Annotated in this window: 28 protein-coding genes; 10 read left to right on the plus strand and 18 right to left on the minus strand. The window is 42.0% G+C overall.

All coding sequences use genetic code 11. The features are described 5' to 3' along the window. Window positions 1–60: 60 nt before the first annotated feature. The 3 genes from FTV13_RS00930 to FTV13_RS00940 all read right to left on the minus strand — a co-directional run bounded on the left by FTV13_RS00930 (window position 61) and on the right by FTV13_RS00940 (window position 2,576). A complete protein-coding gene (locus FTV13_RS00930) occupies window positions 61–654 on the minus strand; it encodes a hypothetical protein (protein ID WP_180010690.1) in 594 nt (197 codons plus the stop codon). A 253-nt stretch (window positions 655–907) separates the two neighbouring features. Next, on the minus strand, window positions 908–1,702 hold the full coding sequence (locus FTV13_RS00935; RefSeq protein ID WP_180010692.1) for a nitroreductase family protein: 795 nt from the start codon (window positions 1,700–1,702) through the stop codon (window positions 908–910). 73 nt (window positions 1,703–1,775) lie between these two features. Continuing rightward, entirely contained in the window at window positions 1,776–2,576 is an 801-nt protein-coding gene (locus tag FTV13_RS00940; protein WP_180010693.1) for an enoyl-CoA hydratase, read from the minus strand. 101 nt (window positions 2,577–2,677) lie between these two features. Here FTV13_RS00940 and FTV13_RS00945 point away from each other — a divergent pair, with 101 nt between their 5' ends. After that, window positions 2,678–3,247 carry a nicotinate-nicotinamide nucleotide adenylyltransferase gene (locus tag FTV13_RS00945; protein ID WP_180010695.1) on the plus strand — a complete coding sequence of 190 codons (570 nt, stop codon included), beginning with the start codon at window positions 2,678–2,680 and terminating at the stop codon, window positions 3,245–3,247. A gap of 47 nt (window positions 3,248–3,294) precedes the next feature. Continuing rightward, window positions 3,295–3,858, plus strand: a complete 564-nt coding sequence (locus tag FTV13_RS00950) for a YceI family protein (RefSeq protein ID WP_180010736.1) — start codon at window positions 3,295–3,297, stop codon at window positions 3,856–3,858. Window positions 3,859–3,904: 46 nt separating this feature from the next. Here FTV13_RS00950 and FTV13_RS00955 read toward each other — a convergent pair whose 3' ends face one another. Continuing rightward, entirely contained in the window at window positions 3,905–4,807 is a 903-nt protein-coding gene (locus FTV13_RS00955) for a LysR family transcriptional regulator ArgP (RefSeq protein WP_180002801.1), read from the minus strand. Between the two features lie 107 nt (window positions 4,808–4,914). Between FTV13_RS00955 and FTV13_RS00960 the strand changes: the two genes are divergently transcribed. Continuing rightward, the gene (locus FTV13_RS00960; protein ID WP_166138351.1) at window positions 4,915–5,514 is read left to right on the plus strand and encodes a LysE/ArgO family amino acid transporter; all 600 of its coding nucleotides are present in this window, start codon (window positions 4,915–4,917) and stop codon (window positions 5,512–5,514) included. Between the two features lie 75 nt (window positions 5,515–5,589). Here FTV13_RS00960 and FTV13_RS00965 read toward each other — a convergent pair whose 3' ends face one another. The 5 genes from FTV13_RS00965 to dapD form a co-directional block, all read right to left on the minus strand. After that, window positions 5,590–6,048, minus strand: coding sequence for a peroxiredoxin (locus FTV13_RS00965; protein WP_180010697.1), 459 nt, complete (start codon window positions 6,046–6,048; stop codon window positions 5,590–5,592). A gap of 80 nt (window positions 6,049–6,128) precedes the next feature. Then, complete coding sequence (locus FTV13_RS00970) at window positions 6,129–6,590, minus strand: hypothetical protein (RefSeq protein WP_034171206.1); 462 nt, start codon at window positions 6,588–6,590, stop codon at window positions 6,129–6,131. Between the two features lie 27 nt (window positions 6,591–6,617). Next, window positions 6,618–7,286: a 7-cyano-7-deazaguanine synthase QueC gene (queC, locus tag FTV13_RS00975; protein WP_180010699.1), complete on the minus strand. Its 669-nt coding sequence runs from the start codon at window positions 7,284–7,286 to the stop codon at window positions 6,618–6,620. A 33-nt stretch (window positions 7,287–7,319) separates the two neighbouring features. Beyond that, window positions 7,320–8,030 carry a 7-carboxy-7-deazaguanine synthase QueE gene (gene queE / locus FTV13_RS00980; RefSeq protein WP_159124056.1) on the minus strand — a complete coding sequence of 237 codons (711 nt, stop codon included), beginning with the start codon at window positions 8,028–8,030 and terminating at the stop codon, window positions 7,320–7,322. A 131-nt stretch (window positions 8,031–8,161) separates the two neighbouring features. Continuing rightward, window positions 8,162–8,983 carry a 2,3,4,5-tetrahydropyridine-2,6-dicarboxylate N-succinyltransferase gene (gene dapD, locus FTV13_RS00985; protein WP_004784553.1) on the minus strand — a complete coding sequence of 274 codons (822 nt, stop codon included), beginning with the start codon at window positions 8,981–8,983 and terminating at the stop codon, window positions 8,162–8,164. 299 nt (window positions 8,984–9,282) lie between these two features. Between dapD and carO the strand changes: the two genes are divergently transcribed. Beyond that, window positions 9,283–10,017, plus strand: a complete 735-nt coding sequence (carO, locus tag FTV13_RS00990; protein WP_180010701.1) for an ornithine uptake porin CarO — start codon at window positions 9,283–9,285, stop codon at window positions 10,015–10,017. 63 nt (window positions 10,018–10,080) lie between these two features. On the opposite strand, the gene FTV13_RS00995 is transcribed toward carO, so the two are convergent. The 8 genes from FTV13_RS00995 to FTV13_RS01030 form a co-directional block, all read right to left on the minus strand. Further along, on the minus strand, window positions 10,081–11,283 hold the full coding sequence (locus tag FTV13_RS00995) for an outer membrane protein transport protein (protein WP_180010703.1): 1,203 nt from the start codon (window positions 11,281–11,283) through the stop codon (window positions 10,081–10,083). Window positions 11,284–11,402: 119 nt separating this feature from the next. Then, complete coding sequence (locus tag FTV13_RS01000) at window positions 11,403–12,326, minus strand: CysB family HTH-type transcriptional regulator (protein WP_004784546.1); 924 nt, start codon at window positions 12,324–12,326, stop codon at window positions 11,403–11,405. Between the two features lie 52 nt (window positions 12,327–12,378). Beyond that, a complete protein-coding gene (locus tag FTV13_RS01005; protein WP_159124059.1) occupies window positions 12,379–13,440 on the minus strand; it encodes a sulfate/molybdate ABC transporter ATP-binding protein in 1,062 nt (353 codons plus the stop codon). 11 nt (window positions 13,441–13,451) lie between these two features. Continuing rightward, window positions 13,452–14,345 carry a sulfate ABC transporter permease subunit CysW gene (gene cysW / locus FTV13_RS01010; RefSeq protein ID WP_180010705.1) on the minus strand — a complete coding sequence of 298 codons (894 nt, stop codon included), beginning with the start codon at window positions 14,343–14,345 and terminating at the stop codon, window positions 13,452–13,454. Continuing rightward, window positions 14,342–15,175: a sulfate ABC transporter permease subunit CysT gene (gene cysT / locus FTV13_RS01015; protein ID WP_004784537.1), complete on the minus strand. Its 834-nt coding sequence runs from the start codon at window positions 15,173–15,175 to the stop codon at window positions 14,342–14,344. Before cysT ends, cysW begins: the two co-directional genes overlap by 4 nt. A gap of 86 nt (window positions 15,176–15,261) precedes the next feature. Continuing rightward, complete coding sequence (locus FTV13_RS01020) at window positions 15,262–15,867, minus strand: alpha/beta hydrolase (RefSeq protein ID WP_180010707.1); 606 nt, start codon at window positions 15,865–15,867, stop codon at window positions 15,262–15,264. Window positions 15,868–15,887: 20 nt separating this feature from the next. Beyond that, entirely contained in the window at window positions 15,888–16,913 is a 1,026-nt protein-coding gene (locus tag FTV13_RS01025) for a sulfate ABC transporter substrate-binding protein (RefSeq protein ID WP_179992694.1), read from the minus strand. Window positions 16,914–17,086: 173 nt separating this feature from the next. Then, window positions 17,087–18,097, minus strand: a complete 1,011-nt coding sequence (locus FTV13_RS01030) for a sulfate ABC transporter substrate-binding protein (protein ID WP_034703949.1) — start codon at window positions 18,095–18,097, stop codon at window positions 17,087–17,089. 161 nt (window positions 18,098–18,258) lie between these two features. Here FTV13_RS01030 and pabC point away from each other — a divergent pair, with 161 nt between their 5' ends. The 4 genes from pabC to FTV13_RS01050 all read left to right on the plus strand — a co-directional run bounded on the left by pabC (window position 18,259) and on the right by FTV13_RS01050 (window position 21,268). Next, a complete protein-coding gene (pabC, locus tag FTV13_RS01035; RefSeq protein ID WP_180010709.1) occupies window positions 18,259–19,074 on the plus strand; it encodes an aminodeoxychorismate lyase in 816 nt (271 codons plus the stop codon). A gap of 1 nt (window position 19,075) precedes the next feature. Continuing rightward, on the plus strand, window positions 19,076–20,134 hold the full coding sequence (gene mltG, locus FTV13_RS01040) for an endolytic transglycosylase MltG (RefSeq protein WP_180010711.1): 1,059 nt from the start codon (window positions 19,076–19,078) through the stop codon (window positions 20,132–20,134). Window positions 20,135–20,136: 2 nt separating this feature from the next. Then, window positions 20,137–20,736, plus strand: a complete 600-nt coding sequence (tmk, locus tag FTV13_RS01045) for a dTMP kinase (protein ID WP_125279347.1) — start codon at window positions 20,137–20,139, stop codon at window positions 20,734–20,736. Window positions 20,737–20,827: 91 nt separating this feature from the next. Then, on the plus strand, window positions 20,828–21,268 hold the full coding sequence (locus FTV13_RS01050; protein WP_180010738.1) for a PaaI family thioesterase: 441 nt from the start codon (window positions 20,828–20,830) through the stop codon (window positions 21,266–21,268). A 118-nt stretch (window positions 21,269–21,386) separates the two neighbouring features. On the opposite strand, the gene nadB is transcribed toward FTV13_RS01050, so the two are convergent. Then, entirely contained in the window at window positions 21,387–23,015 is a 1,629-nt protein-coding gene (nadB, locus tag FTV13_RS01055; RefSeq protein ID WP_180010713.1) for an L-aspartate oxidase, read from the minus strand. Window positions 23,016–23,251: 236 nt separating this feature from the next. Here nadB and FTV13_RS01060 point away from each other — a divergent pair, with 236 nt between their 5' ends. Together FTV13_RS01060 and FTV13_RS01065 are read left to right on the plus strand one after the other, a co-directional pair. After that, window positions 23,252–24,637: a Do family serine endopeptidase gene (locus tag FTV13_RS01060; protein ID WP_125279350.1), complete on the plus strand. Its 1,386-nt coding sequence runs from the start codon at window positions 23,252–23,254 to the stop codon at window positions 24,635–24,637. A gap of 127 nt (window positions 24,638–24,764) precedes the next feature. Next, on the plus strand, window positions 24,765–25,250 hold the full coding sequence (locus FTV13_RS01065) for a thioesterase family protein (RefSeq protein ID WP_179992701.1): 486 nt from the start codon (window positions 24,765–24,767) through the stop codon (window positions 25,248–25,250). The last annotated feature ends 222 nt before the right edge of the window (window positions 25,251–25,472 follow it).

Genomic DNA, 25,472 nt, shown 5'->3' on the forward strand with positions numbered 1-25,472 from the left:
TTTAGTTTATTTAAGTCCGTGTGAAATCAAACGGACTTGACTAGATGCTTAAATAAATCTTCAATTCCACTTTTCTTGATATTTCTCAACCCAATACAGTTTGGTTTCTATACTGTAACTACCATCAGGATTAAGGGAAATGAGGTAATGAATCTCTTTACCTCGACTACGATTACCTTTGCCTTCTGGAACCTGATTCTTATATTTCTCTACTTCTTTAGGGGGATTTAATATAATACGTTTCCATGCTGTGGCTGGAATTTTATCTATACCCTCTTGTTCTGCATTCATTATCGCTAGTCTTTTTTTTGCTGCTGCTTCTCCTTGAGCGTAACGTAATTCTTCAGGAACACCATATCCTTTTTTTATTTGCTCTTCATAAGTCAACCAAGGTACATATTCAATAATAATTTGTTGAGGAACATACCCTTCAGGAGATACCTTACAGCTACTATAAGTTGTAATATATTTTTGATTTTTTATTAAATCTGGAGTCATTGTTAAATTTCTACACTCGGGCCAATTGTTTTTATATATAAATTTTCCTGTCTCATAATGTATAGCGTAACTAATACTATTTTTCATCATTGATGAGCATCCTGTAGCTAACATTATTATATTTATAAGTATGCTCGTTTTAATAAGTTTGACCATTATAAACGCCTGTCTTAGATGAGAAGGTTAAGGCTATTTCGTAGTTAGTTTTAATTTGGTTGAGATAATTGATGATTGAAAATTTTTGTTTTAAGTGATTCTTTATAAGAATAAAATCATTATGAAATACTTGTATGAGGAAACTATAAAATTATTATTTAGATTTTTCTAATATACTTAATTAAGCGACATCCATGTCATCAAATATTAAGTAAATTAATATTCTTAAATCCTTTAAATACTATTTTTAAACTCAAACCTTCTGAATAAACAGCTCTCGATCAAAACGATACTGCGGGAAGAACACGCCATCTTTGGCACGTTCACCAGCACCAATCACCATCACCGGATATTGCTGATCATTCAGGTCCAGAATTTCACGAACCATTGGTTCATCGAAACCTTCCATCATACAGCTATCAAAACCATAAGCACGTAAAGCCAGTACCAGATTTTCACATGCTAGTGCTGTGGTTTTACTTGCCCATAGCTTGGCATCGGCAGGACTAAATGCAGAAACCGGCATTTGTTTATCGAGTGTACGGGCTACTTTGAAAGCGACTTTCTTAAAGTTACCAAAGGCATTCAGATAACCTGTCTTGTAGTTATAGGGAATGTACTTATAGTACTTTTTAATGGCTGGTGGAGCCTCAGGAAATGGAAACTCGCTGATATTCAGTTTTGCCATTTCATCTACACGGTCAGTACGTGCCACACAGACAATCAGTTCTGAAGCTGTTTTAGCAGCAAGCTGGCTCATACATGCTTTAACCAGACGTTTTTTCTTGGAGGAGTTCTGCACCACATAAAATGTCCATGGCTGCAGGTTTGAAGAGTTTGGTGCCAGCAAGGCCAAATCCAGACAGGCATCGAGGACCTCGGCAGGAATTGGCTTTTTAGTGAATTTACGTACAGAACGTCGGCTTTCGATGACCTTTCGGAAATTGTCTACATCAATATCCTGAGGTGCAGGTTCGTAGTAACGTTTCTTTTCAGGATTTGAACTATCGGTTGTTTGAGAAGTCGTTTGGGAGTTTTCATTAGTCATAAGCTAGATTCTTTCAAAAAAATAAAAGATTGAGGCAGTCTAAACTGCCTCAATTAAAAGATAAGTTTCAGAATTAGTTGAATTGTGTGAAATCAGGTTTCCGTTTTTGCATAAACGCCTGAACGGCTTCCGTCATTTCAGGTGAACCCACACGTTTCATAAAGATCTCCGCTTCATCATCAATACACTCGATAATTTCAGCCAGATTATGCTTCATCAGTGCTTTGGTTTGTTTAATAGAAGCCAGGGGTAAAGCGGCAAGAGTTTTTGCCTGTTTTTCAGCAGCGGCATAGACATCTTCCTCAATGCTATTTACCAGACCTGCACCCAATGCTTTTTGACTATTAAATCGCTGTGCAGTAAGCAGTAACTCAGCCGCTTTATGATAGCCAGCTTGTTGTACTAACAGCTTACTTGAAGCGCCTTCAGGCGACAGGCCAAGGCTAACAAATGGAATCTGGAACAGGGCAGTATTGTCACTATAAACCAGATCAGCATGCAGCAGAATCGTTACCCCGATACCAATCGCAACGCCACGAACGGCTGCAATTAAAGGCTTGGAAAATTTTGCAGCGGACTTCAACAGGACAAAAGGAGGGGTATCGCCAGCCTTAGCTTGCAGAGGTGTCTGAATAAACTTCATGAAGTCCTGCATGTCATTGCCGGCACTAAAGTCTGCGTCTTGACCACGTAGAATCACGACACGCACACTACTATCCTGATCCGCTTCATCCAGTGCCTGTGCGATCCATAGATATAGTTCGCCGTAAAGCGCATTTTTTGCCTCAGGACGGTGAATGGCTAAGGTCAATACGCCATGGTCTAAATTCGCATTTAAATGCTGATGCGGTTGTTGAATACAGCTCAGTGTCATCGTACTATCCTTGCTTTATTAATATGAATTTATTGGCGCTTATTATGTCGCAAAAACTTCCCTGCGGCATAACTGATGCGTTCATAAAAGTAAGATGTGCTATGAAGTATAAATTTGATTACCTGGTGTTTATTGGTCGTTTTCAACCTTTCCATCTGGCCCATATGCAAACGATTAAAATTGCCTTGCAGCAGAGCCAGCAGGTGATTCTGGCATTAGGCTCAGCACAGCAAGAACGCAATATTAAAAATCCATTTCTGGCCACTGAGCGTGAAGAAATGATCCTGTCGAATTTTTCTGAAGCAGATCAGAAACGGATTAAATTTGTCCATGTCATTGACGTCTATAATGATGAAAAATGGCAAAAACTGGTGAAATCGCTGGTGTCTGAAGTAGTTGAAGCAGAAGTAAAAGTTGGTCTAATTGGACACTTTAAAGATGAATCTTCTTATTATTTAAGTTTGTTCCCGGAATGGGAAATGGTGGAACTGGATAGCTTGGTTGGCGCTATATCCGCCACTCCTTTACGTGAAGCGTATTATCGCGGTGAAGTGGTGGAATCGGCTTTTCCTTTAGGCACCAGTGAGTTTTTACATAAATTTAAAAATAATGAGATTTATCAACAATTGGTCAACAAGTTTGAACTAAATGATAAAACAAATCTGGGCTAAAACCGTTTTAAGGTAGTGAGTTCATTTGATTGTTAAGGATGAACACAATGAATCTATTCCTGAAAAATATAGCTTATGCGGGTGCTCTATCTGCTATGTGTATATCGGCTGCGTATGCTAAAAGCTGGACATTGACGCCTCAAAGTAGTGTCGGCTTTAGCATTAACTCCTTGGGTTTAAATGTGGTAAAGGGAAATTTTCAAGAGTTCAAGGCAACCATGCAGTTTGATCCCGATCGGCCACAACAGTCATCTACTGAGTTCACTATGCAGGTGGATAGCCTGGAGGTTTCCAAGCCCAGCCTTAAAAATATGATTATGGGTGAGGATCTGTTTCATGCATCGCGCTATAAAACAGTCAATTTCAAAAGTACCCAGTTTAAGCCAAATGGTACGAATCGTTATCAGGTCATGGGTCAACTCACTCTAAGAGGGGCTACTCGACCAGTAGTTTTCGATACCACTCTGACACCGAACAAGGCTAATCCTAATCTACTCGATGTGAAATCCACTACGGTAATTAATCGCTCAGATTTTGGGATGAAGAAAGCCACTGCAGGCGTGGGTGAAAAAGTTAATATTCACCTAATGGGACAGTGGAAAACCCAATAATCTGATATTCAATTTCTGTGAATTCGGCAGGACATCATAGAACTGCTTATTGAATTGGATTATTCATACATTGTTCTGCCTGTTCCAGAATGACTTTGGTTAACTGTTTTAGAGCGGGAGACTGCTGTTTCCAGTGATGCCAATATAAAGGTACATCACAACAGCATTCAGGCAGTATTTCGATCAGTGTCCCATTTTGAATCCGGTCCGCAATTTGATAGTCCGGCACCAAACCATATCCTAATCCAGAAAAAATAGCGTCCGCAAAGGCGGTCGAGGAGGGAATATAGTGAAAAGGAAAACATTGCTGGTTTAAGCCAAATTGAGCTAACAGTAGATGGCTATGTAAATGATCCTGATCATTATAAATCACAGCGGGTGCCTTACGCAGTGATTCCCGGTGAATGCCTTGTTTAAACCAGGAATGCACAAAAGCAGGTGTTGCGACCATTCTATAATGCATCTGCCCAATAAAATAAGCCTTACAGCCCGGCATGGCTTCACTCTCACTGCTAATACAGGCATTGACTTGGCCCTGCTCCAGAAGCTTATGAGTTTCACTTTGAACAGCAACCTGAAGATTCAAAGTGATTTTCTCTGCAAGCAGGGTGGTGTTCAGACAGGGAAATAACCAGGTCGCGAGTGAATCCGCATTTACCGCGATATGAATCGAGCTAAATTCTGCTTTATTTTGACCATTTAATTGCTGGATCAATTGCTGCTGTAACAGGCGTTGATGCTGCAAATAATTCAGTAAGGTTTGACCAGCATTGGTCACTTTACAAGGACGCTCACGTAGCACCAAAACTTGCCCCAAATCTCTTTCCAGATTTTGCACTCTTAAAGTGACTGCCGAAGCCGTTATATTTAATACTTTTGCGGCAGCATCAAAACTTTGGGTTTCTGCAACAGCCAGAAAAGCATCACAGTTTTTAGAATTAAGTGGCATAGCTTACCTAAATAAAATTTAGTCTAAATGATATTTTCTTAATTATATTTAATTGAAAAGAATAACATAGATAATGATCCCCATCTTTATAATTCCATGATATTCCAATGTTAAATGCATATATACAAGGTCTTGCAGTAGGCTTTAGCCTGATTATTGCCATTGGTGCACAAAATGCTTTTGTATTGAAGCAGGGCTTGAAACAGCAGTATGTCTTTGCGATCTGTATGTGTTGTGCCTTATCTGATGCAATATTAATTTTTGCCGGTGTTTTGGGGTTTTCACAATTGATGCTGGTCAATCCGCACTGGATCAATATGGCGAAATATCTGGGTGCAACTTTTCTGGCGATCTATGGCGCTCAGCATTTTTATCAGGCCTGGAAGAATGAGCAGCGTCTGGACACAGATCAAAAAGATGTGCCTTCTTTATATAAGGTTTTGCTGATTTGTTTGATGCTGACCTGGCTCAATCCGCATGTTTATCTGGATGCACTGGTCTTGATTGGTTCTATCTCCACCCAATATTCCAATGCGCAGATACAATTTGCCTTGGGAGCGATTAGTGCGTCCTTTGTATTCTTTTTTGGATTGGGCTATGCAGCACGTTATTTGCAACCTATTTTTCAGCGTCCAAAAGCCTGGAAAATACTGGATGTACTCATTGGCTGTGTAATGTGGTCAATTGCAGTTTCTTTAGTGAACTGAATTGTTCTTTGCAGCAACTCTAAAGAAAAAGGCATGATATTTCTATTCATGCCTTCTTTGATTTTATGAAAGATCTTAAGCAGCCTGTAAAGCTTTCAAATCTTCTAAGACCTGTTCAGCATGGCCAGCGGCTTTTACCTTACGGTATTCTTTGACCAATTTGCCATTATGGAAAATGAAGGTAGAGCGCTCAATGCCCATCACTTTCTTACCATACATATTCTTTTCTTTAATGACATCAAAGTGTTTGCATAACACTTCTTCTTTATCACTGATCAGATTGATAGTCAGATTCTGTTTTTCAGTAAAGTTCTGGTGCACTTTAACCGAATCACGTGATACGCCCAGAATAGTCGTATTGAGCGCATCAAACTGATCTTTTAAACAAGAAAAACCGACTGCCTGAGTGGTACAGCCAGGTGTCGAATCTTTAGGATAAAAATAGATCACCAGCCATTCTGCATCCAGTTGGGCCAGATTAATTTCACCTGTAGTGGTCGGAAAAGTGTGCTCAAGTAAGCTGATCTCAGACATGATCTCTCCAATTTTTCTAAATTTTTTCAAAAAAATAAGCCACATTATAGTGGCTTATCCTAGAAAAACATCCGTCAGGATTATTTCTTTTGAGCGGCTTTATTGGCTTCTGCAGCAAGTGAATTTAATTTACCTGCGAGCTGTGGGCCTACACAAGACTGCACGTTCTGGCTTTGTTTTTTAACAAAGTCTAAAGTAGCAGGGTTTTTCTTCTGGTTAATGGTACTTTGAATCTGCCATTTTTGGGCTTGAGTCAATTTACCTTCCGCATCTACTTCACATGTACAAAGCTTGTTCACATCAGACTGAGTCAGTTTTTTGTACTTCACTGCCTGTTTGTATGGAATAGCACAGGCTTTAATTAAACCGTCACGTACATTTGAACTGCTTCCAGCATTTTTCATGGCAGTTGTGTATTCTTTTTTCATCGCCTCAAATTCTGCTTTTGCCTTAGCTTGATCATTATTTGCAAAAGATGCAGTTGAAAATAGGGCAGACAAAGAGAGTAGGCTAGTCGCAAGTAATTTGGCTTTAATATTCATAATATGGATTTATAACCTTGATCGATTTTAAAGGTAATAACGTGTCGGGTCTTCAACACCTGCATCAGCAAAACCTTGCTTGCGTAAACGACAACTGTCACATGTTCCACACGCACGTCCTTGGGCATCTGCTTGGTAGCAAGATACCGTTTGACTGTAGTCTACGCCATGTTCTAGGCCTAAGCGAATGATATTTGCTTTGGATAAATGTAACAAAGGTGTTTCAAATTTCAGGGCCTGACCTTCGACACCAACCTTGGTTGCAAGGCGTGCCATGTTGGCAAAAGCTTCGATAAATTCCGGGCGGCAGTCTGGATAACCTGAATAATCCACCGCATTAATCCCGATCACAATTGCCTCAGCACCGAACACTTCTGCAGCAGCCAAAGCATAAGATAAGAAGATGGTATTTCGTGCAGGTACATAGGTTACCGGAATACCTTCCTGCAATTGGTCTGGTACCTCAATGCTATGATCAGTAAGGGCTGAGCCGCCTAGGTTACCTAAATCAATATTGATGACACGATGTTCTACACCCGAGCGTTGAGCCAGTGCACGAGCTGCATCAAGTTCTGTAGTAGAGCGTTGGCCATACATAAAACTCAGTGCAATACATTCATAGCGTGCCTGCGCCCAAGCCAGACAGGTTGTTGAATCTAATCCGCCAGATAACAATACAATGGCACGAGGGCGCATAACAAATACTCCAATATAGTAAATTTACAAAAATTAACGACCAGTTTCATCATTCCATAACAACTTGTGCAGCTGCAGCTGGAAACGAACAGGGAGATGGTCTTCTAAAATCCATTGAGCCAGATCACGTGCCAATTGTGGCAAGCGTGCAGCTCCTTTTTCAACTGCAAATGCAGGGGAGAACCAGACTGTACTGACTTTTTCATTCAACTGGTACTGTTCTACCTGCTGTTTTGACCATTCATAATCTTCACGATTACAGATCACAAACTTAATCTGGTCATGCTGAGTCAAATGATCCAGATTTGTAAGCAAATTTCGTGCAACTTCACCTGAAGTTGGCGTTTTTAAATCCAGAACTTTGGATACCCGTGCATCCACTTTAGAAACATCTAATGCACCACTGGTTTCTAAAGAGACTTCACAGCCTAAATCTGCAAGTCGCTGTATCAGAGGTAGGGCGTTCGGTTGCGCTAATGGTTCACCACCGGTCACACAGACATAAGGCGTTTTAAAATCAAGCGTGGTCTGGATGATGTCATCTAAAGATTTACGCTCGCCACCTTCAAAAGAATAGGTAGTATCACAATACGTACAGCGCAGTGGACATCCGGTTAAGCGGATAAATACGGTCGGTAAACCTGCAGTATTGGCTTCACCTTGTAATGAATAGAAGATCTCCGTAATGCGTAAGCCCGCAGACGGATCAGAAACTGGAATTGCGGAAGATCGAAGCGTATTCATAACAACATTAACCACTGAAAAATAAATAACAATGTATAAAAATAAAAATCCCTACGATCATTGCTGACCGTAGAGACGAGGAGCGGTTGAAGCTCCGAGGAACACAAATGTGTCCTCTAGGTTAAGACATCTTAGTCTTCGCGAAGCAGATCGTTCAGGCTAGTTTTAGCACGAGTTTTCGCATCTACTTTTTTCACGATTACAGCTGCATATAAGCTGTATTTACCGCATTTAGATGGCAGGCTGCCTGATACCACAACAGAACCAGCAGGTACGCGGCCATAATGAATTTCGCCAGTTTCACGGTCATAAATCTTGGTGGATTGACCAATGAATACGCCCATTGAAATGACAGAACCTTCTTCAACGATTACGCCTTCAACGATTTCAGAACGTGCACCGATGAAACAGTTATCTTCAATAATAGTTGGATTAGCTTGAAGCGGTTCAAGAACACCACCGATTCCTACACCACCAGACAAGTGAACATTTTTACCGATTTGAGCACATGAACCTACAGTTGCCCAAGTATCGACCATTGTACCTTCATCTACATAAGCACCGATGTTCACATAAGAAGGCATCAGTACCACGTTTTTCGCCTGGAAAGAACCTTTACGCGCTACCGCCGGAGGAACAACACGTACGCCAGCAGCTTTAAACTGCTCGTCAGTCCAGTCAGAGAATTTAGTATCTACTTTGTCGTAGAAGCGAAGATCACAAGCTTCCATTGGTTTGTTATCGTTTAATTTAAATGATAACAATACCGCTTTCTTAATCCATTGATGAACAACCCATTCACCTTCGATTTTTTCAGCAACACGTAAAGTACCATTGTCCAGGCCAGCAATTACTTCCTCAACTGCTTGACGGATTTCAGCAGGACAGTCTGCTGCTGTGAAATTCGCACGGTCTTCAAACGCTTGTTCAATGATTGTTGAAAGCTGAGACATGATCTTCCTTCCAGAAAAAAATTTCCGATATTTTACACTATATTGCTCTAAAAAGATGGAAAACTAGGAAGGGTGCTGAATTAAATTCGCAAGTAAAGTGATTAGTATCCTTTTCGTATTTTAGATATGTACAAACATTGTTTAAAAAAGGCTTATCATTCAACAAGAAAAATTAATATGTATCAAAAAATAACAAAAGCTCAGCAAAACACGAATAAAAAATATTCATTGACTCCTTTATATTGAGCTCATCACGAATAACTAATGATGAAAAAAAAGTTCTTTTGAGGAGAGAAATAATGAAAGCTTTATATCAACTTTTAGCAGTATCCGTTCTAGCTGCCACAGCTGGATCTGTCATGGCTGCTGATGAAACAATCGTAACAGATGAAGGCGTAGCTGAATTCTCTTTCTTTAAACCTGCAGCTGTTCGTGCTGAAGTCGGTACTACCGGTTACGGTGGCGCGATCTCTTGGAATGCTAACCCTTATGTAGGTGTTACTCTAGGTTATAATGGTGGTGATATTTCTTGGACTGATGATTTATCAATCAACGGTAATAAATATGACCTGGATATGGACAATAACCTGACTTATTTGAACGCTGAAATTCGTCCTTGGGCGAACTGGTTCTATATGGCAGCAGGTGTGGCTTATATCGATAATGATTATGGTCTAGAACGTCGTCCGGGTACTAATGCGTCATTTACTGTAGATGGTTCACGTTTTAATGCAGGCACAACAGATGTTCGTATTAATGGTGATTTATCTTACAAAAACAATATCGCACCTTATGTAGGTCTTGGTTTCTCTCCAGCAATCACTAACCGTTGGGGTGTATTTGGTGAAATCGGTGCATACTACAATGGTAATCCTACTGTAAGTTTAGATGCTAATACAGCAGCTTTAGGTTTGGTTGGTGATGATGGCCGTACTTTAGCAGAAGCATTAGCTGAAGAACGTCGTGAAATTCGTGAAGATAATAAATACGAATGGCTTCCAGTAGCGAAACTGGGTGTAAGTTTCCGCTTCTAAGCTGTAGCTGCTAAGCCTAATAAAAAAAACGAGCTTCGGCTCGTTTTTTTTGTTTATTAAAAGCTATTGAAAATGATAGCCCAACTTCATACCGACGACCCAAACATCATTATCATCCACTGCAGATAAGCCTACGAACTGGGGTATAACAGCGTTTGAATTTGTTTTAGGCTTCTGGAATTTTAAATAATACAGTCCTGTAGCAATATCCCAGTGTTTTTGAAAATTCTGAAAATAGCCTAAACCAACTCCCCAATAACCATCACTCGGATTCAAGGTAGAAGCTGGATTTCCCGTACCTGAGTCCCATAGAATTTCAAAAGAATTAATCATAGAAGAAGGCCATTGATGGGCGATTCCAAATTTGGCCGACCATTGATCCTCTTGATAATCGATCATCTTGATATCTTTCACTTCAGGAAACTCCAGGGCGGCATAATCAATCACTGTACCGAATTTCGGCGGTTGAATGACAAAATCTTGCCAATTTACCCACCGTAAACCCGCATAAAAAATATTCTGGGAGGGAAGTCCGCTCTGAATATCTAAATTAATAGATTGAGGTGTTTGTATTTTCGTAAAGCTGGGCGTAGTTGTGCCGACTATAAGTGATTCTGTGATTTGCAGTTGATGATTTATGGCTGAACGATAAGTCAGCGAACTTCTAAAGAAATACTCAGGAGTTTGATAGCTCATTCCAGCGAGCCAACCCCAGTCAGCATTTTGTTCAAGCTGAACGTGATAACCATTAAAGACTGAAAAAGATTCACCTACCAAACTTAAATTACCTTCTAAGGTCTGATAACTCAGTCCTGCATAGAGATTCCAGTTTGGATCAGGCTGATATCCAAGAATGGAAGTCAGATTATGACTATCAAACTCAATATCGGCTGCTTCAATCTTTGTAGGTTCACCTGCAAAAATTGGACTATATTGATATGCAATATCGACATGGAAGGGCTGATCATAAATGAGTCCCCAAGAGATCTTTGGATGAAGTTGTAATTTTAATGCAGCATTCGCAACCAGTTGATTATTCGCAAGCTGACCCGTGGAAAAATCCTGAATACCTAATTGTTCTAATACTTCGGTATGCTGTACTTGACCGCTAACATTAGGATTCGTCCAGGCAAATGAGACTTCGGCATAATGATCCTTTTCAAAAAAGGACTGGATGGTTTGATTGGATTGTTCAAAAGCTGCTGCGAAACTTGTCCCGGAAAAAATCAGTCCACATCCCAAGAGGGAAAATTTGTAGCTCATCATTAATATAATTTATTTATTGAATTATATTGTAATTATGCTTGATTTTTAATGAAATAATCTACGGTTAAAATTAAAAAAAGAGGCAATACGCCTCTTCAAGTTAGAAAATTCAATCCATATTATTCATCTGGATAAGCCACTTTTTTCAGTGCCTTGATGTCCGCATCTGGTGAGCATAAAGAAATAAACTCATAACCATAACCACGTAATAAGTGGCCTTTACGTACGGCGATCCAGGTAGTATTTACTCCGAAAATATCGGTTTTAATCTGTTTCAGACGATAGTCACGTTCTGGATCATAAGCCAGATCATTGACAATGCCGACACCCATGTTGAGCTCGACATAAGTTTTAATCACATCGGCATCCAGAGCTGACATGACAATATCAACATCTACACCGGCTTCTTCAAAGGCTGAGTCGATTTTAGAACGGCCAGTAAAACCACCATGATAAGTAATAATCGGATAGCCAGCGAGGTCTTCAATACGTACCTGTTCTTTGCTATTTAGCGGGTGATTTTGCGGCGTAATAATACTGTGCTGCCAGTTGTAATAAGGCACACTCGCCAGATTTTCTTCAGTCGTTAAGGCTTCAGTCGCAATCCCGATATCTGCTTCACCCTGAAGTAGCATTTCAGTAATTTCCATTGGACTGGCTTGTTGCAAAATCAGATGAACTTTCGGAAATTCTTTTTTGAACTGATTCACGATCGGCGGTAATACATAACGTGCTTGGGTATGCGTCGTTGCAATCGTTAATGTACCTTCATCGACCTTGTTAAAGTCATCTGCAAGACGTTTAATATTGTCTGCATCAACCAGCATACGTTCTACAATACCAAGAAGTGCCTGACCTGGTTCAGTCAGTCCTAATAGGCGTTTACCTTTACGGATAAATAGCTGTACACCAAGCTCATCTTCTAAATCTTTAATATGCTTACTGACACCTGACTGCGAAGTGTAAAGCGCGGCTGAAGCTTCAGTTAAGTTAAAATTCTGTCTAACAGTTTCTCGAATAATTCTTAATTGTTGGAAATTCATAATTCTTTACCCTATAAGAGGATGGGGCATTTAAAAGCCCCATCTTGCAGCCTTACGCGACCTGGTTTTCAAATAAATGCAGATTTAATGCACTCAACCAAACAGTTTGATCCGGACGGAATTGATGAGCGCGGGCTTCTTCTGGTGTCAGTGAAATTTCAATCAGATTGCCTTGGCGGTCATTCAATTCTGCAACGACTTTTCCTGCAATCCAGAGTTCACGAATGAACGTGGCCTGAATCGCATTTTCTTGTGGTTGTACATGAATACGCAGTTCATCCGGGCGAGCGAAGACAATGACATTACCCTGAGCTGCCTGTTTAGCGGCATCGAACTGAATACGGTCTTCACCTAGCTGAATGATGCCGCCATTATTCTGGCCTTCGAAACGGTTAGCTTGTCCCAGGAAGTCAAACACGAATGGTGTTTTCGGTGTTTCATACACTTCACGTGGTGAACCGATCTGTTCCACATTACCTTTGTTCATCACTACGATTTGATCTGCAACTTCTAAGGCTTCTTCCTGATCGTGAGTGACGAAAATTGAAGTAATGTGCAGTTCATCATGCAGGGTACGTAACCAGCGGCGCAGTTCTTTACGGACTTTGGCATCTAGCGCGCCGAACGGTTCATCCAGTAACAGTACACGTGGCTCAACGGCTAGTGCACGAGCCAAAGCAATACGCTGACGCTGACCACCAGAAAGCTGAGCCGGATAACGGTCAGCCAGGAAGCCAAGTTGTACCAGATCAAGCAAGCGGGTCACGCGTTTTTTAATTTCAGCTTCTGATGGACGAGTAGAGCGTGGACGGACACGTAGACCAAATGCCACGTTGTCAAACACAGTCATGTGACGGAACAGGGCATAGTGCTGGAATACAAAACCCACTTCACGTTCACGAACGTGAACATTGGTTGCATCCTGACCTTCCAGAATCACCTGACCACCGTCAGCAGATTCCAGACCTGCAATGATACGCAATAGGGTAGTTTTACCACAGCCTGACGGGCCGAGCAGGGCAACCAGCTGACCATCCGGGAAATCCAGAGAAATGTTTTTCAGTGCATGGAATGCACCAAAGTGTTTTTCAATATTTTTAACTTGAATACTCATGTGGGCATTCCTTAAGAAACTGTTGAATCATCATTACGTTTGTCTTGTTTTTCCTGGCGCAGTTCGACCCAGGTTTTCAGAACCAGAGTCACAATTGCGAGGAGAGCCAGGAGCGATGACACGGCAAACGCAGCGCTAAAGGTATATTCGTTATATAGAATTTCGACGTGTAGCGGCAAAGTATTGGTTTCACCACGAATATGGCCAGAAACCACTGATACTGCACCGAACTCACCCATGGCGCGGGCATTACACAGAATTACGCCGTAAATCAGACCCCATTTGATATTTGGCAGGGTCACTTTCCAGAAGGTTTGCCAGCCAGATGCACCGAGTACAATCGCAGCTTCTTCTTCTTCAGTACCTTGCGCTTCCATTAAAGGGATCAGCTCACGTGCTACAAAAGGTACGGTAATAAATACAGTCGCTAAAACAATCGCAGGAACGGCGTAAAGGATCTTGATGTCATTATCCATCAACCAGCCACCCATCCAGCCTTGAGTACCGAAAATCAATACCAGCATCAAACCTGCAATAACAGGTGATACCGAGAAAGGCATATCGATAATGGTGGTTAAAACTGATTTACCTGGGAAGTTAAACTTCGCCACTGACCAGGCTGCAGCTACGCCGAATACTACATTCATCGGTACTGCGATCACAGCCGTTAGTAAAGTCAGTTTGACCGCAGATAAAGTATCTGGATGAACAAGGGCTTGCGTATATACGCCAACCCCTTGTTTAAATGCTTCAACAAAGACCAGAACCAAAGGCAGGATCAGGCAGCTTAAAAAGAAGATTAGTGCAATCGCAATCAGGGTATAACGTACCCAGGTCGGCTCACGAGTCGCATCGCGGGATTGCAGCTTTTCAGCCAGCGCATTGCTGTTGGTATTTAAACTCATCGTGCAGTTCTCCCGGTACGGCGGCTCGCCCAAGCTTGCAATAAGTTAATCAGGAAGAGCATTACAAAGGAAATGAGCAGCATCACTACAGCAATTGTGGTCGCACCGGCATAGTCATATTCTTCCAGACGGGAAATAATCATTAATGGCGCAATTTCAGTTTCAAAGGGCTGATTACCGGCAATGAAAATGACCGAGCCATATTCACCGACACCACGTGCAAAGGCCAAAGCAAAACCTGTGATCAGTGCTGGCAGCAGAATCGGGAAAATGACTTTGGTGACGATCTGAAAACGGTTTGCACCGAGTGCAGAAGCCGCTTCTTCCAGTTCAGTTTCTAAATCAGAAAGAACCGGCTGTACCGTACGGACCACAAAAGGAATACCGATAAAGATCAAGGCCAGGGTAATACCGATCGGGGTATAAGCCACCTTGATGCCGATTGGATCTAAATACTGACCAATCCAGCCAGTCGGTGCATATAAAGAAGTCAGAGCAATACCGGCAACTGCGGTTGGCAGGGCAAAAGGCAGATCGACCAGTGCATCGACAATACGTTTGCCCGGAAAGCTATAACGCACCAGACACCATGCCAGTAACAGGCCAAAAACTACATTAATCAAAGCAGCAATAATGGCTGAACTGAAGCTTAGCTGTAATGATTTCAAGATACGTTCAGAGCTCAGGATTTCCCATAAGCCTTCCCAGCCAATGCCGAGTGATTTAATAAAAACGGCAGATAGCGGGATCAGAACGATTAATGACAAATACGCTAGGGTAAAGCCTAGAGAAAGACCAAATCCTGGCAGCACTCGGGATCGCTGCGACATGATTACTCCTCAAAAGAGAGAATGCTGGTTAAAGTTAACCAGCGAAAATTAGAAAATAGAATCGGCACAAGCATAATTTGCAGGGACTAAAATGCAAATTTAAAATAATACTTGCTCTCATCAACTTTGCTGATATGGTGCATAGCCTTTTCTGAAATCAAATATTGTTCAATTTCAGGGAAAGAACCAAAACCGGAAGCAACATTGACATGGCCTACAGCTCCCAGATTAATCGGTTTGATCTTCCAGGCTTTCGCCAGAACCTGAGCATCTTCAAAACTTAGCCATGGATCATTTTCACTGATCAACAAAGTCGTTGGAGCCTGAATCTTGAGCTGCTGAAAATAGGCACTGTAATCTGTCTGGTTATCACGGGCAAAACCATTTTCCCCAAAACGTACCGGATTGGCAGGTGCAACCAGCACCAGATTTTTGACTTTAGTATTCAGTTCAGGATGCTGGGCCAGTGCTGCCACGCTGGTCAAACAGCCAAAGCTATGTGCCACAATTTGTACATCATCTGGAATGGCTTGCAGGGTTTTAACAAATTCTGCGACCCATACATCCAGTACCGGATGATTCCAGTCTTTTTGCTGCACCCGGGAGCAACGCATGAGCCGGTGTTGCAGGCAGGTTTGCCAGTGATTGTATTCACTGCCACCTACACCGGGAACAATAAGCGTATGAGTCATGTCGATGCTCCTGTATGAAATCAGCTTAAATTATTTTTTGCGCTGTTAGCTTTAACGATCTGGTCAAAAACACCACCATTTTCAAAGTGGGCTTTCTGTACTTTATCCCAGCCACCAAACTCCTGATCAATAGTCACCAGTTTTAATGGCTTAAAGACTTGGTTATATTTCGCCAGTATTTTTTCATTACGTGGGCGATAGAAGTTACGTGCTGAGATTTCCTGACCCAGTGGTGAGTAAAGGAAGTTTAAATAACCCTGGGCCAGGTATTTGTTGCCTTTTTTATTGGCATTCTTTTCAACAATCGCCACGGGTGGCTCAGCCAGAATTGACAGGGAAGGAGTCACAATTTCAAACTTGCCCGGTTGTTCACGAAGGGCTAAATGTGCTTCATTTTCCCAAGCCAGTAATACGTCACCGATGCCACGTTCAGCAAAAGTGGTGGTTGAACCACGCGCACCTGAATCAAGTACTTTGGTTTGTTTATAGATTTTACGAACAAATTCTTGTGCAGTTTTGTCGTTACCGCCCGGTAAGTGTTTTGCATATGCCCAAGCTGCTAAATAGTTCCAGCGTGCACCGCCTGAAGTTTTAGGATTTGGCGTGATAATCGCTACACCTGGTTTTATCAGATCACCCCAATCCTTGATGCCCTTTGGATTGCCTTTACGTACCAGGAATACAATAGTAGAAGTATATGGTGTTGAGTTTTGTGGTAATTTTTTCTGCCAGTCTGCAGGTAACAGTTTGGCTTTTTCGACCAGTACATCAATGTCAGCGGCTAATGCCAAAGTTACGACATCGGCATCCAGACCATCAATCACGGCACGTGCCTGTTTACCTGAACCGCCATGTGACTGTTTAAAGTTGATGCTTTGGCCAGTACGGCTTTTCCAGTATTTACCAAATTCTTTATTGACGTCTTCATAGAGTTCACGCGTCGGATCATAAGAGACATTCAGAAAGTCGCGCGCTGCAGCAGAAAACGAAGTTGCTGAAATAACAGCAGCCAGAACCCCTAGTTTTAGTTTTGTTGAAATGCTCATGTGAACCTCAAACTCTTACACGTTTTGTAACATGAGTGAAGAATAAACCTATTCTTTATGCATAAAAAATAATTAAAAATGAATTTTATATGAAAATATAAGATAAAAGGTTTTATAAGTATTTGAAACAACAATGGCCTTATTCAATAAGGCCATTGTATAGACATTTATTATTACGATTTTGTGCTATTTGCCTTTACGATCTGGTCAAAGATACCGCCATTGGCAAAGTGTTTTTTCTGTACCTTGTCCCAACCACCAAACTCTTTATCAATGGTCACCAGCTTCAGCGATTTAAAGACATTGCTATATTGTTTTAATACTGCCGCATTACGTGGGCGATAGAAATTCTTTGCAGCAACCGTTTGACCTGCAGGTGAGTACAAGTAATTCAGATACGCTTTTGCAAGGTTTTCATTGCCATCTTTTTTAGCATTTTTTTCAACGATTGCTACTGGTGGTTCAGCCAGAATCGACAAAGAAGGGGTGATGATTTCAAACTTGCCAGGCTGTTCACGAATCGCCAGATGTGCTTCATTTTCCCAAGCCAGCAATACATCACCGATACCACGTTCAGCAAAAGTGGTGGTTGAACCACGTGCACCTGAGTCGAGTACTTTAGTTTGTTTGTAGATCTGGCGAACAAAGTCTTGAGCTTTAGTATCATTGCCGCCTGGCTGATGTTTCGCCCAGGCCCAAGCTGCTAAATAGTTCCAGCGCGCGCCACCAGAGGTTTTCGGGTTTGGTGTAATGATTTCTACGCCAGGTTTCACCAGATCGCCCCAGTCTTTAATGCCTTTAGGGTTGCCTTTTTTCACCAAGAAAACGATGGTTGAGGTATAAGGTGTTGAGTTTTGTGGGAATTTCTTTTGCCAGTCTTTAGGTAGCAGGCCACGAGCAGCGATTTCATCAATGTCTGCAGCTAGAGCCAAAGTCACGACGTCCGCATCCAGACCATCAATGACAGCACGTGCCTGTTTACCTGAACCGCCATGTGACTGTTTAAAGTTCACATCCTGACCAGTAGATTTTTTCCAGTAAGCACTGAATTCTTTATTAAAGTTATCGTACAATTCGCGAGTTGGGTCATAAGACACGTTCAGGAAGTCTTTTGCAGATACGCTAAAAGCGGTTGCTGAAATAAGTGCTGCCAATACCCCAATTTTTAATTTACGGATGTTCATATTTGCCTCAAATGTTTCTTTGTTTTGTTGGATGGGGCAAGAATAGCTGGAGATTTTTTGCATAAAAAATAATTAAAAACGAATTTTATGTGAGTAAAACAGATATATAGACGGAGCTTATATTTCATCGCTTTATCCGTCATCAGAGAGGCCTTAAAAGCATGTTGTATTTAAAAAATGCTCAACCCGTCAAAGATATAGATGTGCTGGATCGTGCCTTTCATTATGGTGATGGTTGCTTTACTACCGCGCGCATCCGTCGAAATCGGATCGAGTTAGCAGACCGTCATCTAGCCCGTTTAAGGATGAGCCAGCAAAAAATAAGTTTGCAGGCTGATCTGGACCTGATTGAAAAAAGTTTGCAAGCGTTATTGAAATCAGAAGATGAATTGAACGGAACCTTAAAGATTGTACTGAGTCGTGGTATAGGACAGCGTGGTTATAGCCTGCCAGAGCATCCGGCAGATCTTTGGGTGTTCTATTATCCGAAAACAGTACAGGACTTCAGTTATGAGCAGATTCAGACGGGTGTATTGCAACAGGCCATTGGCCTCAGTATGCCGAATCTGGTGGGGCTGAAAACCTTAAACCGTCTGGAACAGGTGTTGCTTAAACAGGAAGCGGATCAGCATGGCTGGCCGGAAGCACTGGTAACTGATGTGCAGGGTACAATTGTTGAAGGGGTGAGCAGTAATTGCTTCATTCGTATAAACAATACATGGATTACACCAGAACTTCGTTATAATGGCGTCTTCGGTGTGATGCGTGCAGAAATTTTGCAACGTATGCAGGATCAGGGCATTATCTGTCAGCAGCGTGATGTGGAAATGGATGAAATTCCCCATATCGACAGTCTGTTTTTCTGCAATGCGCTCAGTCCGATGAAAATTGCCACTCAATTTGAGCAGCGTGCTTTAAATGTAGATGCTTGTATTGAACTTTTTAACCGTCTTCGATTGAATCAGATGCCTTATTAATATGTCAGCTTCCAAGTCTAAAACCAAAAAGAAAAATAATGCCAAACGCCCTGGTTTCATGAAAGGGATAGTTTTATTTCTAATCGGGATACTCTTGGTTCTAGGGTTGATCCTGAAAGCTAGCCTATGGAAAGATTATCCTGTAGAAAGTCAAAAACAGTTACTGGCAATTAGTAACGGTGAAACCTATTCTGGATTTATTGATCGGCTGGCCAAAGAAAATTATGTCAGCTTTCCGATTATTTTAAAGCTGTATCAGCGCATCATGATTCATGACACCATGAAGGCGGGTGTCTATGAAATTCCTCAAGGTATGAGTATCCGTGCAGTGCTGGACATGATTTCCAATGCAGAAAATGCTCAGATGAACCGGATTCTGGTGATTGAAGGTACGACTTTTAAACAGCTGATTGATGCCTTAAAGAAAGATGATCTGGTAACTAAAGAAGTGGTGAATTTGCCAACCGATCAATTGCTCAAAGAACTCAATATTCCATTTAATCATCCTGAAGGTCTGTTTGCTCCGGATACCTATTTCTTTGCCAAAGGCGAAACGGATCGCAAGATTCTGACCGATCTTTATCAGCGCCAGATGAAGTCTCTGGATCAGGCTTGGGAAAAACGTGCTTCAGATCTGCCATATCAGAATAAATATGAAGCGCTGATCATGGCATCGATCATTGAAAAAGAAACCAGTCTGGATAGCGAGTTACAACAGGTATCAGGTGTATTTGTACGCCGTTTGAAAATCGGCATGCGTCTACAGACAGATCCAACCGTGATTTATGGTATGGGTGAGAATTACAAAGGTAATATTACTCGTCAGGATCTACGCACTCCAACACCTTATAACACCTATACCATGGCTGGCTTACCACCAACACCGATTGCCTTACCAAGCAAAAAAGCTATTGAAGCAGCAATGCATCCGGACAATTCACAAAATCTTTATTTTGTTGCAACGGGTAATGGTGGGCATAAATTCAGCAGCAGTCTGCAAGACCACAATAGAGCAGTGCAAGAATATCTCTCTGTTTTACGTTCAAAAAATAAGGAATGAGCATGTTTATCAGCTTTGAAGGCACTGAAGGTGTAGGGAAAACCACACTCATTCGTCGTATCTATGATGATTTTATTGCTCAAGGTAAAGAGGTCGTGCTGACCCGCGAGCCGGGTGGCACACCAATGGCAGAACAGATTCGTTCACTATTGTTGGCCGTAAACCACGAAGAAGCGATGTGCCATGATACAGAGTTATTGCTGATGTATGCGGCACGTGCCCAGCATCTGGCACAAGTGATTTTACCCGCTTTAAATGCTGGAAAAATTGTCTTATGTGATCGCTTCAGTGATGCCAGTTTTGCCTATCAATGTGCAGGACGTGGACTCAGTGAAGACAAGCTGAATCTGTTAAATCAAAATTTTGTGGAACGTATGCCAGATATTACGTTCTGGCTGGATGCACCGATTGAACTGGGTATGAATCGCGCTCGTGCCCGAGGTGCGCTGGATCGGTTTGAGCAAGAGAAAGTTACTTTCTTTGAGAAAGTTCGCGCTGGATATGCAACACTATGCCAGCGTCATCCAGAGCGGATTAAATGTCTGGATGCAACTCAAACACCGGATCAGGTGTTTGAACAGGCACTGTCTTATTTAAAATAATTTTATTCTAAAGACATTTTTGGCATACTTTTCTCTAGTTATTTCAAGAAAGAATCTTCTATATTGAAATAAATCAGGAAGATAAAACATGATGAAAAGTACAAGAGAAGAAATCATCCAGTTTTTACAGCAGGAATTTCCGCAGAGCCTGGAAAAGTGCCAGATCGAAGTTGTAGTGCCTCAGGGTGCAACTGTATTGTATCGAGTGAGTGAGCAGGAATTACGTCCCGGCGGCACGGTATCTGGCCCTACTATGATGACCTTGGCTGATCTGGCTTTATATATTGCGATCCTCGGTGAGATTGGACTAGTTGGCCTGGCAGTGACCACGAACTTAAATATCAATTTTCTGCGTAAACCTTCGGGTGGTGTTGATCTGCGAGGGGAAAGTAAATTGATGAAAGTGGGGAAGGCGCTTATTGTGGGAGAAGTCTGGATTTATTCGATTGATCAGGAAGAGCCGGTTGCCCATGTGACAGCGACCTATTCGGTTCCACCACGTAAAGAACCCATACACTCCTTAAAATGCTGATTAACTCATACAAATCATATGCTTTATTTAAATCCGGATTATTCTAAAAACTTAAAAAAATCACAGCCAAAGAAAAGGCAGATAACATTTAAAAATATGATCTGCCTTATTTATATCTTTAAGCATTCACCAAAGGAGTTTCTACTTCAAAACTTGGTGGAATTAGTACAGTTTTACGTAGTTCAGGCAGCAATTCTGGATAATCTAGGGTGAAATGCAGGCCACGGGATTCTTTACGTTGCATGGCACAACGCACAATCATCTCTGAAACGAGTACCAGATTACGCAGCTCGATCAAGTTTTTGCTCACCTGATAATCCTGATAGTATTCGGTAATTTCTTTCTTTAACATCTCAATCCGGTGCAGGGCACGTTCTAGACGTTTAGTCGTGCGGACGATACCCACATAGTTCCACATGGTCTGACGCAGCTCGTCCCAGTTTTGCAGAATGACGACATCTTCATCAGGATTGGTCACCTGAGAATCATCCCATTCTGGTACTTCAGGGATAGCTTGATCTGCCTTGAAATTTTCCTGAATATGTTTGGCAGCACTCATGCCATATACAAAACATTCTAAAAGTGAGTTGCTGGCCATGCGGTTAGCACCATGTAAGCCAGTATAGGACGTTTCACCAATGGCATAGAGTCCGACAATATCAGTCTGGCTATTTTCATCTACGACCACACCACCACAGGTATAATGCGCAGCAGGAACCACAGGAATCATTTCCTTGGTGATGTCGATGCCAAGCTCTAGCAGACGTGCATACAGGGTCGGGAAATGTTCCTTGATGAAGCCTTCATCTTTATGGGTAATGTCCAGCCAGACATGACGAATGCCCAGACGTTTAATCTCATAGTCAATTGCACGCGCCACAATATCACGTGGTGCCAGTTCTGCTCGCTCATCAAAGCGCAGCATAAAGCGCTCACCATCAGGAAGGCGTAAATAGGCGCCTTCACCACGCATAGCTTCTGTAATCAGAAATGAACGGGCTTGTGGATGATATAAACAGGTCGGATGGAACTGGTTGAATTCCATATTGGCAACCCGGCAACCGGCACGATAAGCCATCGCAATCCCATCACCGGTCGCGATATCAGGGTTCGAGGTATAAAGATAGGCTTTCATCGCACCGCCACAAGCCAGGGCAGTAAATGGTGCTAAGAAAGTATGGACTTGTGCACTTTCTTCATTGAGTGCATATAAACCTAAGGCGCGATTTTCACCATCTAAGCCCAGTTTTTGTGAGCAGATTAGATCAATCGCAATGTAATTTTCAAAGATGGTAATATTTTCTTTTTCCTGAGCGCGCTGTACCAACGTGGTAGAAATGGCACGCCCAGTCGCATCAGCTGCGTGAATGATTCGGCGCTGTGAATGGCCGCCTTCACGGGTCAAATGTAATTGTTCCTGCTCATCCAGGGTAAATTGGACGCCGTGTTTCAGCAGAAAATCCACCGAAGGCTTACCACCTTCAACCGTCTGCTTCACCGCATCCATTTCACACAGATGTACACCTGCAATCATGGTGTCATCAATATGCTGTTCAATCGAGTCTGTCTCATCCAGTACTGCTGCAACGCCGCCTTGTGCATAATAGGTACTGGCATCGGTCAGGGTGGATTTGGCAAGAACTGCAATATTAAAATGTTCAGGCAAAGAAAGTGCTAGACTAAGACCGGCACCACCACTGCCCACAATGATCACGTCAAAATGATGGGTAAGGGGAAAATTAGACATGTCCATCAGCTAATTGAAAAAAGTCCGTTAATCAGAGCGCTTTTTTGTACAAAAGGCAAGCGTTTAAGTGCTCATTTATTGATGAAAAAAATTAATAAAAGCTTTAACTTAATGCTTTAGAAAAATTAAAGGTTGCCAACATTCAAGCTTTCGAACATATTGTTACTTAAAATATATGAAGTTTGTGATAAAACCTATTTACATAAATTTATCAACAATTTGGGTGAATAATTTATATGAAAATTCTGGATTTAAAAAAAGGATTATTTGCAGCGACTGTTACCATGAGTGCTGCTCAGTTACAGGCAGTAACACCCGTCGATTTTTCTAACCTGGTTGATCAGGTCAGTCCGGCAGTTGTCAGTGTGAGTGTTGTCAAGAAAATGAGCGAAGAAGAGCTCTTGCAACAACAGGTTCCTGAAATTTTACGCCGTTTCTTTGGTAATCAGGTGATTATTCCGCAGCCACGTGTACCGCAGGAAAAAACCGGATATGGGAGTGCCTTCTTCATTAGTAAGGATGGCTATCTGCTGACCAACCACCACGTAGTTGAAGATGCGTCTAAAGTGACAATTACCTTGAATGATCGTCGGGAAATTGATGCGACAGTCGTGGGAAGCGACGAGCGTACCGACGTCGCTTTGTTGAAAGTCAATGGTTCAGGTTTCCCGGAACTGCGTACTGGTGATGTCGATAAATTACGTGTAGGTGAACCCGTATTAGCAATCGGTTCACCTTTTGGTTTTGACTACTCCGCTTCTGCCGGGATTGTCAGTGCCAAGATGCGTAATATGATGGGCGAAACCGCAGTCCCATTTATTCAGACTGATGTGGCCCTGAATCCAGGTAACTCGGGTGGACCACTATTTAACCAGCGCGGTGAAGTGGTTGGGGTGAACTCACGAATCTTCAGTGGTACTGGCGGTTATATGGGCCTGTCATTTTCGATTCCCATTGATGTCGCTATGGAAGTCGCTGACCAGCTGAAACGTGATGGTAAGGTGACCCGTTCTTATCTGGGTGTAAGCCTGCAAGATATCGACCGTACTTTGGCTGAATCTTATAAATTATCTAAGCCAGAAGGTTCTTTAATTACCCAGGTGGCACCAAACTCGCCAGCGGCTAAAGCGGGTCTGCAAGCCGGTGATGTGATTTTAAAATACAATGGTACTGATATTTCACGCACTAGTCAGTTGCTGAACTATTTGAACCGTTCTGCACCTAAACAGCAGATCCAGCTAGAAGTACTACGTGATGATAAACGCCGTAGTATCAATGCAACACTCACGACTGCACCAGATGAAACGCCAGCCAAAGCAGGTAACCAGGCTCAGCCAAATAAAGGTCCGGTATTAGGCGTTACTATTCGGGAATTAAGCCCGGCTGAAAAAGAGCGTTTAGAGATTAAGGGTGGTGTAGTCATTCAGGATGTTCGTAGAGATGGGATCGCAGCTCAGGCACGGATTATGCCAAATGATGTCGTGACTCAAATCAATGGTAAAGCAATCTTGAACAGTAACCAGTTTGTGGAAGCTGTGGCAGATTTGAAAAAAGGTAGTGTTGCCCGTGTCGGTCTGATTCGTCAGGGTCAACGTGCCATTGTCGGGATGCGCATTTCATAAAATAAATGAATCTTCAATAATAAAAGACCGCTTGTATAGGCGGTTTTTTATTTTTCGCAATTTACCCGAGGCATAATTTCTGTAGACTCTGTATATAGAAAAAATTGCGATAAAGGATTAGAGAAAAGTGACCGGTATTTTTGACCAAGTTTTAAAGGTACAACCTGAACATATTGATCGTCTAGGACATGTGAATAACGTAGTTTATGTGCAGTGGATGCAGGATGTGGCCTCGGCGCATATCGAGCAATTAGGACTCGGTTTAAATGAGTATCTGCAACTTAAACATGCCATGGTTGCAGTTGAACATCATGTCCAGTATCGCAAGGCGGCATTTGAAGGGGATGAGCTGATTCTACGAACTTGGTTAAGTGATCTAAATGCCTTGTATTCATTCAGACAGTATGTATTTTATCGTCCGCAGGATCAGAATATCCTATTTACCGGTAACACGCAGTGGGCCTGTATCGAAATTGCGTCGGGTCGACCGAAGCGTATGTCGCCAAGTTTTACCCAAGCTTATCAGCCCCTCTCAGACAGTATTAACCCTTATGATTTTTCTACTTTATATTTGAGCGAAGAAGCAAAGGCGATAAGAGAAGAATCAATCTAATAAGGTGATGATATCGAGATTGAATAGAGGGGAGCTACCAAATAGGAAGCAGCTCATTTAACAAGCTGTTTTCTGAGAAAAAAGCTGAGGAAAAGAAAATAAAACATAAAGCGGTTACGTATTTAAGATAGGCGAGAGAGAAGAAAGATAATTCTTTTTCTGTATCTCCATTCTGCTATAATCCTCGGCAATTTCTATTCGGCTTTTGTTATGCAATGACTT

The sequence above is a fragment of the Acinetobacter sp. YH12235 genome, assembly GCF_013417705.1.
GTDB lineage: Bacteria > Pseudomonadota > Gammaproteobacteria > Pseudomonadales > Moraxellaceae > Acinetobacter.